Origin of the sequence: Aquimarina sp. MMG016 (assembly GCF_018100805.1) — a bacterium.
Taxonomy (GTDB): Bacteria; Bacteroidota; Bacteroidia; order Flavobacteriales; family Flavobacteriaceae; genus Aquimarina.
Window position 1 is genome coordinate 34118 of sequence record NZ_JAGJEA010000001.1, and the last position, 18854, is coordinate 52971.

Here is an 18854-nt window from a genome sequence, read left to right on the forward strand (position 1 = left end):
GTTAATTAGTATTATTTAATTTTAAAAACTTGCAGTAATCAACAAACCTAGGACAAAAATAATATAAATCCCAAAACTCAAACCAGAAATAAAAAGAGGCTGTCCATATAGACAGCCTCTTAAACCAATTTTAAATTGGATCAAAAATTATTCTCCAATAATAAAACTTTTTGTAATTACACGTTCTTCTACAGTAATTCTTAAAAAATAAGTTCCTTTAGAAAGACCATTAACGTCTAATTGTTGTTTTGTTCCTTGGTTATCTATACTACGAACCAACTGACCAAACATTGAGAAAATCTCTAAACTCTGAATTGATTTTTCTCCTAAAGAAATATTTAAGACACCACTAGAAACAGGGTTTGGATATAGCTTAAATAAATCATCATCATCATTTAAATCAAATGTGCTCAACCTCACGGCTGCATTTTCTACACAAAAATCAGTTGCTTCAGAACTCGTGAATTCTCCTCCTGATACAATAGTTCCTGCACTACTAGATAATGTATAAGAGCCATTACCAAATCCACAACAGATACCATCTCCGAAGGAATCGGACATTGTAAATGTATAATTTCCAGAAGACAATCCACTAATAGTTTCTGTAACTGTAGAACCATCTGGGTTAGCTGTAGAATAACTTTCTGAAGCCACTGTCGCTCCACCAGCATCCTCTAAAGTCCAAGAAGTTTCTTGAGGGTAATTATCAAATGTAATGCTAAGTGTTAGATCTCCTGTAGCACAATCAGATCCACCTGGACCACCATCAGCCGTAACTGAAATATCGTCGATAGCAGCATCTGCTCTCCAAGTACTTCCTGTTAAACGATTAAATCTTAATTGCACTCCGGTTCCCAAATAAGCTGCTAAATCTATTGTTGCTGTTTGCCAAGAATTTCCTTGGTTTCCATTTCTACTCCAGATATTAGTCCAAGTTACTCCTTCATCATTACTAGCCTCTACACTTAAGGATCCAAAATTATTTGCCCCAAACATATGATATTTGAACGAGAAGGTAGCTGAAGTTGCAGAACCTAAATCAATACAAGGAGAGGTTATTATTGCACGTTTATTAGGATATCCTGTTCCATTTCCTGAAGCTTCGACATATAGATAAAATGAACCTTCGACTGCACTTGATGGCCCTGTATTTCTTGAAGGTGTTCCATTAGCATCCCTTGTCCAATCCAGGTCATCTCCAGAACTCTGTGTCCAAGCACCAATACCTGTTTCGAAGCCTTCATTATATGGAGTAGCTACTCCATTTAGACAACCTGTTGCTGCAGGTGTAGTAACACTAAGCGGACTACTTGGCGCAGAAGCATTACCCGCTGCATCTTTTGCCACAATTGTAAACGCATAAGTAGTTTCCGGAGTTAAGCCTGTAACTGTTGCACTAGTTCCTGTTACTGTATCAACTACAACTCCATCCTGTAAAACGTCATATTCTGTAACTCCAACATTATCTGTTGATGCATCCCAAGTTATTGTCACCTGATTAGCAGCAAGATTTGATGTTACAAGGTTTGCTGGTGCCGTTGGCGCTTCTGTATCGGGAGCTTCTGTAGTTACTGTTAATATAGCACTTGCTGATGATTCATTTCCAGCGGCATCCTTTGCAATCACAGAGAAATCATATGATGTACTAGGCGATAACCCTGTAATATCAGCAGAGGTGGTTGCAACTGTAGCAACCACAACTCCATCCTGATATACATCATAAGCAGTCACTCCTATATTATCTGTAGATGCATCCCAGCTAAGTGATGTAGATACATCTGTTGTACCAGAAGCATTCAAATTAGCAGGTGCAGTGGGAGCTTCTGTATCAGGAGTGTCTGGCTGAAGCTTAAATGCTACGACGTGACTTCTTCTTACATTGGGAGAAGGCCCCTTCATATACTCACTAATATGCCAAAAGGTCATATCATCCAATGGATCAATAGTCATCTGTCCATAATCTCCATAACGTCCATCCCCTCTATTATTTTGAGCGTCACCATTGGAGGAAACTTGCTCTGCCAGGGTCATTGTTCCTAGTGCATCACTAGCTAATCTACCAGTATATCTTAATGATGTAAATACTGTACTACTTACTATGGTATAGGCCAAGCCTATATTTCCTTGAGCATCTTGTGCAATACTACCACAAAATGCACTCAACCCATCAGGCTGTACATATGTTCCTTCTTGATATATAGTCCAAGGTTGCCCATCTGCTGTTTGTCTTAATTCGTACCAACGAATACCTGCCAAACTATCGGTACCATCTAAATCTACTACAAAATTTAGCACCATTGAATTATGTGTTCCAAAACGTCGATAATTGGTCATATACATCATCGTAGCTTGTAAAGCATCTATATCAGGCCCGTTACCTGGTTCATCTAAGTTCTGAAAAGAACCATTATCAAACACACTATCAAATGGAGTTGTGATAATTTCTTGTGGTTGAGATATTGTAGAATTTGATGTATTAGCCCAATCTACATTGGTTGTCCAGGCTTTTATGTGATCTTGAGAGACTCCAGCCCAAGCATCATCTTGTAAATACAATACTGTATGACCAACTCCAACAGGAGGTAATGTGGTACCCGTAGCATTAGATCCCCCTGGACTATAAAAACCACTGGTTGAAATTCCCGGAAGTGGAAATCCGACAATCTGCGCATTAGGATCACCTACTAACATTTTATCTCTTTCAACAGCATAAACCACCTCAGAAGTGGATGCTGAGCCTGAATCTTTATTATTTGTTATATAGTACCCATCAGACCAAACTGAAAACTTAGGGTAGTCTGGAAAGGTTTGTGTAACAAATTCATATGTAAACCAACCATCATTTACCGGATCAGGTCCCTGACTTACAGCTATTAAGAAACCATCTACACTACTGGAAACCCCTCTGAACTGAGTAATCAAAAATCGATCTGCAAAATTATCATAAATAACAATAGGATCTCCATCACTTTGACCAGGAAAGAGTGTAGCTAATGAAGCCTCAGGAACCAATACATTTCCTGCTCTATCCAGAATACCAAACCCTGAGTTAAACGCATATACATAATGGTTAGGCCCTATGGCACCAGTTGCATCATTTAAAACAGTTCCTATATGTGCATCAAATGAAGCAACCTCAGTACTAACAGCCATTTTAGCTACATTATTTTGCTGCATTATAAGTGGGTCATTTTCTCCATAAGCAGGAATACCTTTTCCTGAAACAAATGTATTAGCACCGCTCCTTTTAGGTGGAGCACTATGGTCAAAACCTTTTGCTGAAATGATATTTTTCATTTGAGATAAAGGTGGGATTTCGGTTACCTTGGTTGCCTGGGACAAAAAGGTTGCTTTTGTTTGTTTGTTTTGAGCAAATAGCCCCAAACTACAAAACACAAAAAGTGTTACATAAAAGAATTTTGTTTTCATTTGTGTGAAAGTTTGATTAATTGTTATGTTTAAAAATTTAGTATAAGCCGTATCATAGTTCACATTTGAAAAAACATGAACATTATCAAAAAAAAGAAAGAATTATTTCAATTATGACAGGATTAAATATAAGGGTATTTAAATAAGAAACAAAAAAATAATTGTAGCAAAATACTCGAAATCAATTAGTTACTTAAAAACCGTAACATGTTTAAGGTTTTATAGTTCTTATAAAAAGTATATTAAACCACTCTCAACTCTCCAAAAACCCTTCCTCTAATCATCAATAACTATAGTGATAATAACTTTTTATAAATCTGTAAACTTTGGAAGTAATGCAAAAATAAAAGAGCGATATTCTCCAACATCGCTCTTTCTAATATTATGTTTGATTAACGTTATAACTATAAGTCAAATCGTAATCCCAGAGATACATTATTTTGTTCTACAATAGCATCCTGAAAGATTGGAGATAAATCATATTTAAGATATAATGAGGTGTCACCAAATCCTATGTAAGTACTTAAACCATAAATCAGGTCACTTGTATTATAATCTCTCTTGATCTTATCCTTTATACGATCTCCATTTTCTTTATACTTCAATTTTTGACGTGTACTAATATTAGCCCCTACATAGCCACCTAATCCAATTTTAAATTTTCGTGCAGTATAGTATCGTATTTTATCTTCGGTTTCTTTTACTTTAGAAGGGCCAAATTCAAAATGTAATGGTACTACCAAATTATCCATCCTGAATTTAGACTTATCCAATTCTACTCTAAATTCCTCTAGGTTAGTTTGATTACCATTCTCTACAAAATACCGATTATCTGTAGGTTTCAAACCATTCGACTGATATGAAATACCATATCTAATTCTCATAAAATTAGTATTCTTAAATACCCTGGTTTTCCAGAACCATCCTAATTCAAAAAATCTACTTCCTGCAATTTTATAATCAGAATCATCAAGTGACTGACCATCTACAATAGCATTATTGACTCCAAAAGCAACCATAATACCAGAAGATGTTCTTCTATCATATACAATATCTTTCTTTGTATCACTACCTTTTCCAGTTTTAATATTAATCCCGAATAACACATCTCCATTTTCATCATTTTTACTCCCAATACCAAAAGTTATTTTACTGTCTTCGGTTCCTATAGTCTCAGTACCATTACGTTCTAATAATGCAATTCTGTTATCAATGATCGCGACGGCATTTTCGATATTGAGCGCATGATTCTGAGCAGCCGCTTCTTTTAAAGTCTGAGCTTCTTTTCTACTTATTTGATTAGTTGCAAGTCTATCATTAATCGATTCTACTTCTTTTTTGAGCGCTTCTTTTTCTAGTGTTACTACTTGTTCTTTTTGTTGTTGTAACTGCTCAATTTTAGTAATATTTTCTTTCTCTTGGGCATTTGAAAATTGAGCAAAAAATGCCAAGGCCAAATAAATGGCAATAGTAGCTATAGTCTTCATTTTACGTATTGATTTTTGATTTCTTGTAGCTTCCTTCAGAGTATACTGAAGGAAATCTACAAGATTGATTGATGAATGTTTAATTTTCTCGTTCTGCAACGGCAGTTCTAACCTTTTGAAAACCGGTTTTAAGCGCTTCAAAAACCTTGTCTTTAAAAGTTTCATCTAATTCTTCTTCAACGTCTTGAAGCAGAGCAGATGCACTAACCTTATTAGATTTTAAAATATTATTTGTTGTTATTTCTCTTTGTGCCTGACGTAGCAACTTATCTATCTCGTCATTAGTTACTTCACCATTATTCTTCTGTATCTCTTGTACTTGTGCAATTACACTAGCTATTTTATCATCTATAACATTATTGCTCACAGGCAACTCTTGATTTTTTATAACTTCTTCTTTCTCCAGGTTTTCTGTAATAGCAGTTACTATTCCTTCATTTTCAGATATATTACTAATTATACTCGGAGTAGTTTTATTAATATTTTGAATGCCTTTCTTTTTTTCCTGTTTATTTAAAACCGAAGGTTTTTCTGGAGTTTGCACAACCCTTTGTTGTGTCTTCTTATTTATTTCATTCTTTTCCAGCACCTGCTCTTTAGGGTCAATAAATTTGTTTTCTTGATCTTTATTTTCTACCACATCCGTATTATTAAATATTTGTTTAGTAGGTTCTTTTATTTTATGATCAACAACTTGTCTATTTTTTTCTTCGGAAAACCTATTGGTAAAAAACACTGAACTCAAAATTAGAATTCCTACCAAGCTTGCCGCCGCATACCACCAGATTTTTTTATTTGCTTTTTTTTGTTCACTTTCATCTAAGGCTGAAGCTAATTTATCCCAAGAATTTCCTGAGGGTTTTATTGTGCGTTGGTCTAGCTTATCCTTTATTTTATCTTCAAAATTCAATGGCGCCATGACTAATCCTATTTTGTTGGTTTACCTTTTGCTGTAACATCTTTCTAGCTTTAAACAATTGAGATTTTGAAGTGCTTTCAGAAATCTCTAACATCTTAGCTATCTCGCTGTGCTTGTATCCTTCAACAGCATACAATACAAACACCATCCTATATCCTTCCGGCAAATTATCAATCAATTCCTGGATCTGCTCTAGTTCTAACTCTATATTGATATTATTCCAGGATTCTTCTTTGTAACTTGCTACTTCTTCAGTAAAAAAGATCTGTTTTTCTTTTCTTAAAAATGAAATTGACTCATTAATCATAATTCTTCTTACCCACCCTTCGAAACTTCCTTGGAATTTGAACTTTTCCAGGTTTGTAAAAACCTTTAGAAAACCGCTTAGCATTACTTCTTCAGCAAAATGAATATCTTTTATATATTGCCTACATACACTTAACATCTTAGGCGCATGTTCTTCATACAACCGATGCTGAGCATCACGATGCTGTTTTGCTGCCTGACGAATAAGCTGCCTTTCGTTTTTATAAAATTGAATTATTTTCAATGTTAAAAATCAATTAATTAAGATCTTATATATACATAGACGAGATAAAACTAAAAAAGGTTGCCTGAAGAAAAAAAATATTAAGAAATCTTTTATTTAGACAAACTAATCCCTCTATATTCATTTTAAATCAAGCAAATAGAAACACCTGCTTGTTAAAAAATATTTAACTCGATTTTTTGACGTGGTTTATCACCCAATCCAGTTCTTGGTCTTTATCACTAAGTTCTTTGGTAATTATAACATCAGGTTTAATACCATATCCATCTGGTTCCATAGTATGAGGGGTATTAATTTTTAGTAATCCGACCCTCATTTTTATTTTGGAATTAGGAAGTTCTATCCCTGTAAAAAAACCTGCAACCGTACCATTATACGCTCCACCTGTTTCCTGACCTATAAAAGTGGCTCGTTTGGTTGCTTTTAGATGAGTTGATAATATACTACTAGCAGAAAAACTTTCGCCATTAATCAGGACATATATTTTTCCTTTGTATGAATTAGGCTTTGGTTTTCTTAGCTTATTATATTTAAATTTAAAATAAGGATCACCTTTTGATCTTTTGACCTTAAAAAGTTGATATGTAGCGATAAGAGGAGAAAACGCTACTACTGCCGATTTTTTCAACCAGGATCTACTATGAAAATATGGATATAAAAAACTTAAACGTTTAGTCATCTTAGATTCTTCTAAAAAAATATATTCTTTATCAGTGAGGTATGAATAAAGCTCATCAATCTCAGCTAGTCGACCTCCATAATTACCTCTTAAATCAATAACCAAATGCTTACATTGAGAGGAGTCAATTTTGGTAAAACTCTCTTTATAAAAATCTTTATACACTCCTTTTGTAAAGCTTCTTATCTTCATATAAGCAATACTTCCTGATTCATTTGGGGTTATAAAGCTAAAATCCCGATTATTCTTCTTTGTATATTTATTATAACCGTGTTTATATTGCTCTTTTATGATTTTTTTACGCTTTGCTTTTTCTTCCTTTTTATCCGCTTTACTTATTTCTTTTGCTCCCGTAACTGATGTTACATTCTTTATAGGTGACTCATTTTTTTTATTATAGTTAGCGCTTATGTAATAAGAATATATACTGTCTTCCTTCTTCAACTTTAATAAAATACTGTCTTTTTGTTTATGAGTATAAGTATATAAGGCACCAAACCTAGCAACTACATATTCTGGAATATATGTGGTATTATAGCCATCGCTAGCTTGTAATTTTTTAAAATTTGTAAGCAAATCACTTACTTTTTCATTTTCTATCGATAACACTTCTACATCAGCAACAAGGGAACCAGTACTATCCTTTCCGTAATTTTCTTTAATATATAACCTATCATCTATACCTTTAAATGCTAATGGTTTAAACGGATAACTTCTTTTTCCTTTTTCCTTTATCTCAGCTTTTGTTTGTCTTCTTTGTGGAGTGTAAATAGACAAATGCCCTTGTTTAACATTACTAACCACAGGAGCTAACTGCTTATAAAATTCTATACTAGATATAGGTTTTTTAATATTTTCTTTTAAATCACTTATTTTTTTGTCTAAGGAGTCCTTACTTGTATACCAATATAAATCAGGATGTAGTTTCTGTAATTTGTGATAAGCATAATCAATATCCTCATGAATTTCTTCTACACTGTGCAAATTACTAATCTGCTTATTGTATTTCTCTACTGAGCCGCAGTTTGACAACGATACAATGAGGGCAAATAAACATAAATTTCTTATCATATTTTTTTATTTTTCTAAACTGATTATTCAAAGGATTAAAATCTCACTTTAAATATAGACGAGATTAAAAACAAAAAGGTTGCCTGACCATAAAAAAATCATTGGAAATAAAGAGAGAGAATCGTAATCTAATTATAATTATTTTTTGCGATCAATAACATAATCTACCATCAATTCCAAAGAAGACCTATAATCAGAATCAGGGTAATTTGATAAGATACTTAAAGCTTCTTCTTTAAACTGATGCATAATTTTAATAGCATATTCAAGTCCCCCACTAATCTTTACAAAATCAATAACCTCTTTTACTCGCTTTTTATCCTTATTATGATTTTTTACAGAGTTAATTAACCATTTCTTTTTTTCTTTGGAACAATGATTTAAAGTATAAATCAATGGAAGTGTCATTTTTTGCTCTTTAATATCAATCCCGGTAGGTTTTCCTATTGCAGTATCACCATAATCAAATAAATCATCTTTGATCTGAAAAGCCATCCCTATCAATTCGCCAAACTTTCTCATCTTTTCTACCGCGTCTGAATCAGGATCTACAGAGCAGGCTCCTAAACTACAACAGGCTGCAATCAACGTTGCCGTTTTCTGACGTATGATTTCGTAATATACATCTTCTGTGATATCCAGATTTCTGGCTTTTTCGATTTGAAGTAGCTCTCCTTCACTCATCTCACGAACTGCGACAGAAATAATCTTTAAGAGATCAAAGTCTCCATGATCAATAGACAGTAAAAGGCCTTTGGATAATAAATAATCCCCAACTAATACAGCTATTTTATTTTTCCATAAAGCATTTATGGAAAAAAAGCCTCTCCGGCGATTAGAATCATCCACTACATCATCATGTACTAGCGTTGCTGTATGTATCAATTCGATTACTGAAGCTCCTCTATAGGTTCTATCATTTACTTCTCCCCCAGACACCATTTTAGACACTAGAAAAACAAACATAGGGCGCATTTGTTTACCCTTTCGATTTACAATATAATGTGTAATTCTATTTAGAAGTGCCACCTTGGATGACATTGATTGTGTAAACTTTTGTTCAAAAAGCTCCATCTCATCAATGATCGGTAGTTTTATTTGCTCTACGACTTTCAATATGAAGTAATTGATTCAGTTTTATTCGATAATGCGAAGATAGTGCAAATCTTTATTAAAAATAATCGAAAATCGTTACTAATAACCACTTATGACTTATTAGCAAGCTGACCACAGGCTGCATCAATATCTTTTCCGCGGCTACGGCGTACATTAACCACAAAACCTCTGGATTCTAATGCTTTGATATAATTATCAATTGCCTTATTTGATGCTTGTTGAAATTCTCCATCATCAATAGGATTGTATTCAATTAAATTAACCTTACAAGGCACATAAGAACAAAATTTAAGTAAGGCATTAATATCTTCTTTGCGATCATTAATCCCGTCCCATACCACATACTCGTAAGTAATTCTACTTTTGGTTTTTGCATACCAATATTCTAAAGACTCTTTTAGCTCGGAAAGTGGAAATGTATCATTAAATGGCATAATGGATGTTCGCACTTCATCAATTGCCGAGTGTAAAGAAACGGCAAGTTTAAATCTCACCTCATCATCAGCCATTTTCTTAATCATCTTGGGCACTCCAGAAGTAGAGAGCGTTATTCTTTTTGGAGACATCCCCAATCCTTCTGAAGATGTGATTTTATCTATGGCCTTTAATACATTATTATAATTCATCAATGGCTCGCCCATACCCATAAACACAATATTAGATAGTGGTCGATTATGATATAATCTACTTTCATTATCAATGGCTACAACCTGATCATAAATTTCATCAGGATTGAGATTTCGCATTCTTTTTAATCTTGCTGTTGCACAAAACTTACAATCCAAACTACACCCAACCTGAGAAGACACACACGCTGTTGTTCTGGTCGGAGTCGGTATTAGAACAGATTCTACGATTAACCCATCATGAAGTCTTACTGCATTTTTAATCGTCCCATCACTACTTCTCTGCATTTGATCTACACGAATGTGATTGATAACAAAGTTATCTTCGAGCATCTGACGAGTAGTTTTGGAAATATTAGTCATATCCTCAAAACTATGTGCACCTTTACTCCATAACCATTCATAGACTTGATTTCCTCTAAAAGCTTTATCTCCGCTTTCTTCAAAAAACCGTCTCAACTGCTCTTTGGTCAATGCTCTTATATCCTTTTTCTTAGCCTTCATATTTATGCAAAAGTAATAAGATAAATGATCTCTACTTATATAATTGATACTCTTTCTTTTTATAACTAGCATATAACAAAACTCCCGATGTTGCCACCGGGAGTTTTATATATTATATAAAGTCGTCAATTATTTTTTGACTCTTTTCCATTCCTGAACTCCTCCGCCTCTATACTTTACTTTAAGAACATCGGGCTTATCCTCTTCTACCCATATCTGACAGTCCGATATTTTACCATCTTTTATATTCGTATATTTTCCGCCAATATATTTATTTTCTCCTTTAGACTTTAATCTCTTCAATATCACCAAACCTTCTACCTTTTGATTTTTGTCTTCTCCCTGACATTCATAACAGACATCATCTCTTTCAGAATTACGTAACATTCTTTCAATAGCTCCATATACCATCTTATCTAACATATATATTTGGACTATATTAATGGCTACTCCAGTTCTTTTATCAAAAGTTTTCCATTTACCTAACACCAAATTAGTATTTAGAGTACCTCCTAACAGATCTTCTTTTAACTCTTCATCAACCGGATTTTCTCCAAACCAAATCTTAAAGAATGCTTTTTTAAATTCTATACTCTTTACGGTCCCAAGAAGAGTTCTGTTTTTGTAAAGATATATTGTACCTCCTTTTTTGTACATTATCTTGAATATATCAAATCTATTAATTTTATTAGGCATTAGACCTAAAAAATCCCTGATCTGTTCTTCAAAAACATAGCTATTACCATCTGTAGCTCTTTCCAGACCTACTCGAATAAGGTCTTTCCATTCGTCAATTGTAAGTGTTCCGGAGGTAATTTTGATGGTTAGTGCCATAGTAGCATCTTTTTCCGCTACTTTGATCCCATCTTCTAGATCATCAGGATTAAAATCAAGGTCAAGATATAAAGCTGCAGCATATAATCTCGCTCGCTCTCCAGCACCATTAAGCATTAACTCTGTTTCTCCAAAAACATCTACATCATTAAATTGTACATTTCCTACTTTAGTTTGAGAAAATGAAACAGTATTCATTAATACTATAAAAAAGTATAATACTCTTTTCATAAGTTGGTTTTTTTTAACGTTCATTTTTAAGGCTTGACAAAAAAACGAATTTAGTAGCCAAAAATTACATTTTATTTGTTTTACTATAATTGCATTTTCGACAAAAAACATAATTTATCGATAAAATACATAATCAGATTACGGTTTAACCGTAAAACAGGGGCAAAAATAGTTTTTTTTTTATAAAAAATAAATTTAACCTGTTAATTATGAAAACTTTATAAAAAAACTCCATTTTTTGATATAAAAATGGAGTCTATATGTTGTTCAATCGTTGCTAAATTACCTATATAATTAGCATTGCATCACCATAAGAGTAGAACTTGTATTTCTCTTTTACAGCTTGTTCATATGCTTCTTTAATAAAATCATGTCCTGCAAATGCAGAAACCATCATTAGTAATGTGGATTTTGGTGTATGGAAATTGGTAATCATACAATTAGCAATACTAAAATCATAAGGGGGGAAAATAAATTTATTTGTCCATCCTCTGAATTCATTTAATGTTCTTTCGGATGAAACTGAGCTCTCTAAAGCTCTCATCACTGTAGTACCAACGGCACAAACTCTTTTCTTTTGCTCGATACCTCTATTAATAGTATCTACAGCCTTAGCCGTAATATATGCTTCTTCGCTATCCATTTTATGCTTAGAGAGATCCTCTACCTCCACAGGATTAAATGTTCCTAATCCTACATGAAGTGTAACTTCTGCAAAATCAACACCTTTGATTTCTAAACGCTTCATTAGATGTTTTGAAAAATGTAATCCTGCAGTAGGAGCTGCTACAGCACCCTCATTTTTAGCGTAAATAGTTTGATACCTTTCCTCATCTTCTGGTTCAGTCTCTCTCTTAATATACTTTGGTAATGGAGTTTGTCCTAAATCAGTAAGTTTCTGTCTAAACTCATCATAAGAACCGTCATACAAAAAACGAAGTGTACGCCCTCTGGAAGTAGTATTATCTATAACTTCTGCCACTAAACTTTCATCATCTCCAAAATATAACTTATTACCAATACGTATCTTACGAGCTGGGTCTACCAATACATCCCAAAGACGTGTTTCAGAATTTAATTCTCGTAATAAAAACACTTCAATTCTAGCTCCGGTTTTTTCTTTATTACCATATAATCTGGCAGGAAAAACCTTAGTATTATTAACTACCATCACATCGTTTGGTTCAAAATAATCAATAAGATCCTTGAACTCTTTATGTTCAATAGTCTGCTCTTTTCTATTTAGAACCATAAGACGAGCTTCGTCTCTATTTTCTGCTGGATATTCTGCCAGCAATTCAGGTGGAAGGGTAAAATTGAAATGTGATAACTTCATCAGTGTTTATTTTTTGAAGGTGCAAATATACAATCTCGTGATAGGGGTTGTCAAGTAAATCGACATATAAATTTTATGCTTTCAATACTTTAAAACCTAATTGTTCTAAATCTGACCAAAAATCAGGATACGATTTAGATACCACATCTGCATCATTCACCCGAAATGAAGTTCTTAATGCAAGTGGTGCAAAGGCCATAGCCATACGATGATCATTGTAAGTAGCCACAGAAACACCCTCTTTATAAATTGAGGAAGGTTCTAATTTTAAAGTATCTTCTGTAATATGAACTTTTCCTCCAAACTTTTCGATTTCAGTTTTTAGTGCCTCTAATCTATCTGTTTCTTTAATTTTTAGTGTATGCAAACCTGTAAGGTTACACCCTATTCCTAAACCAAAACATGTAACTGCTATGGTCTGAGCTATATCCGGTGAATTCGATAAATCTAGAACATCTGGTAGTTTCTGAGTAGCATTTGGAATCCGAGATAAAGTAATTGTATCGTTATCAAAGGTAGTTTCTACTCCTAGACTTCTATAAATTTCAGCTAAGGCAGAATCTCCTTGATAACTTTGTTTTTTATAGCTTCCTAATGTCACAGAATTACTTGCTGTTAAAGCTACAATACTATAAAAATAGGATGCAGAACTCCAATCTGACTCCACAACAACATTTTTAGAAACAAGTCCTTTTTGAGGTTTGATACTTATTTTATTATTTTCAAAAGTTCCTTCAACTTCAATATCAGCAAGTAAGCTTAACGTCATATTGATATAAGGAACTGAAGTAACTTTACCTTCTAAAACAATTTCTAATCCATTAGGCAATGACGAGGCAATAAGCATTAATGCCGATATATATTGACTACTAACATTGGCTTTAAGAGATACCTTATTTGTACAAGGTTGTTTTCCTTGAATCCTGATCGGAGGATAGCCTTCATTTTTTTCATAAGAGATGTCACAGCCTAATTGCTGCAATGCTTCTACCAAAATCTTAATTGGTCTTTCTTGCATTCTTTCACTTCCTGTAAGTACTGTTTCTCTTCCTTCTTTTATTGCAAAATAAGCAGTAAGAAAACGCATGGCAGTGCCGGCATGATGAATATCAATTAATATGTCATCACTGACCAATGCTTTTTGCATGACCTCGGAATCATCACTGTTAGATAAGTTTTTAATTTTAACATCAGGATAAAGTGCTTGTAAAATCAACAATCTATTGCTTTCACTTTTAGACCCTGTGATTTGCAATGTGCTATTTTCTATACTAGAAATACGGGGTAATTTAAGATTCATTTTATCGATTTGATTTGTGCTTTCTTAATTCAAAATAATACGCCATTATCATTCCATACATCAATCCCCCCATAAGTCTGGAAACAAGATATCTCAACCAACGACCATTACTTATTTTCTCTTCAATAAAGATCTCCCAGGCTAATCCTCCATATTGCATTATATGTTCAATAAGACTGAAAATCATAATAAAACCAACACCTATAAAAAGTACTGATTTCCAATATTTTTTTGACGAAATGATTGCTTTGAGCATTATTTTAGCTTTTCATTATTATGATGACGATCGTGATCTCGTTTCGTCTTTAAATCTAGTTTTTTATCAAAAGCTTCCTGAAGATTCACTCCTGTTTGGTTAGCCAAACATAATACAACAAACATGACATCAGCTAATTCCTCGCCAAGATCCTTATTTTTATCACTTTCTTTTTCACTTTGCTCCCCATATCGTCGTGCTATAATTCTTGCTACCTCTCCTACTTCTTCAGTAAGCTGGGCCATATTAGTCAACTCATTAAAATATCGAACACCGTGATTTTTAATCCACTCATCTACGGCTTGTTGTGCATTCTGAATGTTCATAATTATACTTTCTTTAAAACAACTTGGTCACTTTCCTTTTGAATAATCTGATTATAAAACTCTTTTATTGTTAAATAATATTCTGCCGGTATAAAAGGTGCATTTAACGTTTCTGTAACCGATACCTGAATAGTATTACCCATTATTACATTTGTTCTATATACAAACTTACCCATATTTTCTGGTAGTTTAAATGCTGAGCCCTCAGGAATTTCTACAACTTCATAACCTTCAGGTATTTTTATAGAGACCATCATCGTATTAGCATATCCATATCCAAAGTCTATCGGGTATTTACGCTCTTCTGATTTGAATATATTCTCTTTATCCCTTAGAAACAACAAAGGAGAAAAGAAAATCTCATTATCAACAACTTCTGCTTCATTTTCTAGAGTAAACTCGAAACGCTCAGCCACAGATTTACCTAACTCATTTACTCCCTTAAGTTCATAGGCATTAAGATCATCAAGTTCATACCTTTCTTTAATTCTTTTAATCTGAGTTTCTTTGTCCTTTTCTCCGTGTCTAACTCTAAAACTATGAGCTAAATACGATGATCGGCTTGTACTTTGCTTACCTTTAATAACACCTCCAGAATCAATTTGACACATAATTGACCGCTGAACTCTAGATGCTTTACCAGGTCTAAAATTAACCAGTTGTGAGGTTCCATTTTCTGCTAAAACCCTACCAGATCCGTGTATAACTCTATCCGGGAGCACATTTGGTTCACCATACTTATCTGTTGCATCCAAATACATTGTAGTATTACCAGACTTCACTCTAGCAATTACATAATCAAAACCTTCTAGTGTAGGGAACAACGATATTGTTCTTTTATTAGAACTAACTAATACAGGGTTCGCATTGACCTTAGCATATTTAAGCATTGCAACTAGCATAAGATTAATCTCAGCAGAATTACCCACAGCATCTTTATACGCTTTTTTTACACCATCACTAGTAACGACTCTATACTTGTCATTCCAAGTCATTTTTTTCTTTACAAAATCAAAAATCAATGTTGTTTTCTTTAAAGGATCATTAATACCCGTAATCAATTGATCTATATCTTCTTTAAAATAATTTTTCTTTTTTAATTCATCACCAAATCTAGGGTTATCATAAATAGATTTGGCAACATCTTCCCAAGTACTTGAATAGCTTTTCGTGCCACTATTAGGAAACCTAGTAAATTGCAGTTCAAAAACTATAGACGATAGATAATTCTCAAGATTACCACAATAAGGCTCTTCTTTAAATGCAGGAATATCAGAAGAATTAATTGAGTACATATTAGATATATAATCTATAACATATACAGAACCCTCTACCCTTCTACCTTTTAACTTATTGTTTTTTGTAGATTCTTTTAAACTAATTGGGAGATACCCCCTGGTATATTTTTTAAAATTATAATACTCAGGAGTTTCAACCTCTATATCAATCTTTTTAATAGGAATATCCTGCTGCAAATAAATTTTATCTATATTTCTTATGTAAGGTGAAGTGATTTTATATTTATACTCAATCACTGATCCTTCTTGAAGCGCTGGCATAGTAAATTTCACTTCATTATAATACTCTGAATATTCACTTTCGAAGATTCCATCTTTTTTTAGTTTAGTTTCAATAATTTCATCCCCCGCTAAACTATAAGTCATTGCTTTTAATCCACTAACTTTTTCTCTATCATTACTCCCTTGATACAAATAAATCTGTTCACTTGCTTCATCGAAACCATTCTTATTATACAATTTGATTCTTTTGAACACATCAGTTACCAATTGAAACTGATTATTAATATATGCGAAATGCACTTTCTTGTTTTCATAAAGCACTACCGCATTTGCTGCACTATCTAATGGATAAGATTTTTCTAACAATTCTTCTTTGGACACTTTTCCGAATTTATAGTCCTGAGCAAAAGTATTAGTGGTTAATATTAGAGTGATTACTAATATTACTTTATTTAAAATTTTCATTTTATTAATCAGTTAACTTTATTGTTGTTTTAGTGTATTCTTATTTTAGTCTATTATACTTAAGGCTGTTCTTTAATTTATCAAAATATCAAACCCAATAATTTTAATCTATCCATTCAAATGCTTATTGTGGGGTTTGAATATTCATAGTTATATTTTTTTAAGTACTACCTGATCACTTTCCTTTTGTATAATTTGATTATAGTATTCTTTTATTACAGGATAATAGCTTGGAAGAATAATTGGAGAATTAATGGTTTCTGTAACCGAAATTTGAATCATTCCATTCACTAATTTAGAATTAAATGAAAAAGACCCCATATCATCTGGTAATTTAAATCCTCCTGATTCCGGCAGTTCTATAATTTCATAGCCTTCAGGTATTTTTATATTGACCATATACATATTAGAAAATCCATGTCCAAAATCCACAGGGTATTTTCGATCATCAGATTTGAATATGTTTTCTTTATGACTTAAAAATAATAGAGGAGAAAAGAACATTTCATTATCTATGACCTCTACCTGATCATCAAGCATAAATTCGAACCGTTCATTCACAGGTTTTCCCAGTTCACTTGTGCCTTTTATTTCATAATTGGACAACTCAGTTATTTTGTACTTTTCTTTTATTCTTTTTATATGAGATCCTTGGTCATATATCCCATATCTTTCTCTAAAACTATGCGCTAAATAATCAAGATGATAGATATTTGACTTCCCTTTTACCATACCATCGACATCCATCTCGTATTGTATACTATTTCTATTTAGAGATGGGTTTCTTGGGCGAAGATTTATGTTTTGTGTCTTTCCATTTTCTTCTATCACCCTTGCTACTCCTTGTATCACTCTTGTAGGCAACACATTAGGCTCACCATATTTATCTGTAGCATCTAAATAAACTGCACCTTGATTAGGTAATTTAACACGAGAAATCACATAATCAAATCCATCTAATGTAGGAAACAAAGAAACGACCTTACTATTGGAAGTTACCAATACGGGATTAGCTTTTATTCCTGCATATTTTAACATCGAGGTTAACATAAGATTTATCTCCGCAGCATTACCAGTTCCCTCCTTATATGCTTTTCGCACTCCAGCTCTACTTACCGCACTATGTTTACCGTTCCAACTCATTTTGCTTTTTACAAAATTGTAAATCAAACTTGCTTTTTTTACAGGATCACTCACACCTCCAATCAATTTTTGGACATCATCTTTATAGTAATTAGTCTTATCCAATTCTCCACCAAAATTAGCATTCGAGTATATCTTTCTAATAATTTCTTCCCAGGAGGTGGCATAGTTTTCTACTGAATTCCCAAACTTCGTAAACTGCAATTCATATACTAGGGAAGATATATAATTACTTGTATTACCTGAATAAGGTTCTTTTTTAAATGCTGGAATATCAGTTGATAAAATTGTGTTAACATTAATCTTATAGTCTACTGCTCTAGTTTTTTCTTTAGGTTTTGTAGAACCATAAGATCTTGATTCAACATCAAAAAACTTTGCCCTATTTGGAGTATACATAAAACTTCCATCCGAAGGTGTTTCTTTTAAATCTATAGGTAAATATCCAGTAGTGAATTTTTTGAAATTAAAATATTCAGGCAATTCAACTTTAACTTCTAACTTTTTAATAGGTATCTGATCTTGCAAAACTAACCGGTCTATATTATATACAAATGGAGAAGTTATTTTATACTTATACTCTATAACCGAATTGTCTTTTAAATCGGGCATCGTAAATTTAATTTGATCATAATTTTCAGAAAACTCATTTTCGAATATTCCTTCTTTTTTTAATTTGGTCTTTATAATTTTATCCCCATCTATATTATACGTTATCCCTTTCAGGTCACTTACTTTTTCTTCAGCCTTTGTATTTTTATACAATAAAAAATCATCTGAAGCATAATCAAATCCATTCTTGTTATACAGTTTTACTCTTCGATGCACTTCAGTGATTAAGAGAAACCATCTTACGGTAGGATTATATTCATAATACACTTTCTTGTTTTCATAAAGCACTACCGCATTTGCAGCACTATCTAATGGATAAGATTTTTCTAACAATTCTTCTTTGGATACCTTACCAAATTTATAGTCCTGAGCAAAAGTATTAGTGGTTAATATTAGAGTGATTACTAATATTACTTTATTTAAAATTTTCATTTTATTAATCAGTTAATT

Annotated in this window: 14 protein-coding genes; all 14 read right to left on the bottom strand. The window is 32.9% G+C overall.

Annotated elements, in window-relative coordinates:
- Nucleotides 1-147: 147 nt before the first annotated feature.
- A complete protein-coding gene (locus J8M14_RS00135; RefSeq protein ID WP_211072315.1) occupies nt 148-3429 on the bottom strand; it encodes a T9SS type A sorting domain-containing protein in 3282 nt (1093 codons plus the stop codon).
- A gap of 404 nt (nt 3430-3833) precedes the next feature.
- Nucleotides 3834-4916 carry a hypothetical protein gene (locus J8M14_RS00140; RefSeq protein ID WP_211072316.1) on the bottom strand — a complete coding sequence of 361 codons (1083 nt, stop codon included), beginning with the start codon at nt 4914-4916 and terminating at the stop codon, nt 3834-3836.
- 79 nt (nt 4917-4995) lie between these two features.
- On the bottom strand, nt 4996-5826 hold the full coding sequence (locus J8M14_RS00145) for a hypothetical protein (RefSeq protein ID WP_211072317.1): 831 nt from the start codon (nt 5824-5826) through the stop codon (nt 4996-4998).
- Nucleotides 5816-6385 (bottom strand): RNA polymerase sigma factor, encoded by a 570-nt coding sequence (locus J8M14_RS00150; protein ID WP_211072318.1) that lies wholly within the window; start codon nt 6383-6385, stop codon nt 5816-5818. The genes J8M14_RS00145 and J8M14_RS00150 overlap by 11 nt, the downstream gene beginning before the upstream one ends.
- A 166-nt stretch (nt 6386-6551) precedes the next feature.
- A complete protein-coding gene (locus tag J8M14_RS00155; RefSeq protein WP_211072319.1) occupies nt 6552-8135 on the bottom strand; it encodes a S41 family peptidase in 1584 nt (527 codons plus the stop codon).
- A gap of 138 nt (nt 8136-8273) precedes the next feature.
- Nucleotides 8274-9251, bottom strand: a complete 978-nt coding sequence (locus J8M14_RS00160; protein WP_211072320.1) for a polyprenyl synthetase family protein — start codon at nt 9249-9251, stop codon at nt 8274-8276.
- Nucleotides 9252-9340: 89 nt separating this feature from the next.
- Nucleotides 9341-10381, bottom strand: coding sequence for a 23S rRNA (adenine(2503)-C(2))-methyltransferase RlmN (rlmN, locus tag J8M14_RS00165; RefSeq protein WP_211072321.1), 1041 nt, complete (start codon nt 10379-10381; stop codon nt 9341-9343).
- Nucleotides 10382-10510: 129 nt separating this feature from the next.
- Nucleotides 10511-11446 (bottom strand): chalcone isomerase family protein, encoded by a 936-nt coding sequence (locus J8M14_RS00170; RefSeq protein ID WP_211072322.1) that lies wholly within the window; start codon nt 11444-11446, stop codon nt 10511-10513.
- A 286-nt stretch (nt 11447-11732) separates the two neighbouring features.
- Complete coding sequence (gene queA, locus J8M14_RS00175) at nt 11733-12782, bottom strand: tRNA preQ1(34) S-adenosylmethionine ribosyltransferase-isomerase QueA (protein ID WP_211072323.1); 1050 nt, start codon at nt 12780-12782, stop codon at nt 11733-11735.
- 73 nt (nt 12783-12855) lie between these two features.
- The gene (locus tag J8M14_RS00180; protein ID WP_211072324.1) at nt 12856-14082 is read right to left on the bottom strand and encodes a 3-phosphoshikimate 1-carboxyvinyltransferase; all 1227 of its coding nucleotides are present in this window, start codon (nt 14080-14082) and stop codon (nt 12856-12858) included.
- A 1-nt stretch (nt 14083) separates the two neighbouring features.
- Nucleotides 14084-14338 carry a hypothetical protein gene (locus J8M14_RS00185; RefSeq protein ID WP_211072325.1) on the bottom strand — a complete coding sequence of 85 codons (255 nt, stop codon included), beginning with the start codon at nt 14336-14338 and terminating at the stop codon, nt 14084-14086.
- Nucleotides 14338-14664 carry a nucleotide pyrophosphohydrolase gene (locus tag J8M14_RS00190; RefSeq protein ID WP_211072326.1) on the bottom strand — a complete coding sequence of 109 codons (327 nt, stop codon included), beginning with the start codon at nt 14662-14664 and terminating at the stop codon, nt 14338-14340. Before J8M14_RS00190 ends, J8M14_RS00185 begins: the two co-directional genes overlap by 1 nt.
- 2 nt (nt 14665-14666) lie before the next feature.
- Entirely contained in the window at nt 14667-16649 is a 1983-nt protein-coding gene (locus J8M14_RS00195; protein WP_211072327.1) for a DUF3857 domain-containing protein, read from the bottom strand.
- A 150-nt stretch (nt 16650-16799) separates the two neighbouring features.
- On the bottom strand, nt 16800-18836 hold the full coding sequence (locus tag J8M14_RS00200; RefSeq protein ID WP_211072328.1) for a DUF3857 domain-containing protein: 2037 nt from the start codon (nt 18834-18836) through the stop codon (nt 16800-16802).
- Nucleotides 18837-18854 lie beyond the last annotated feature (18 nt).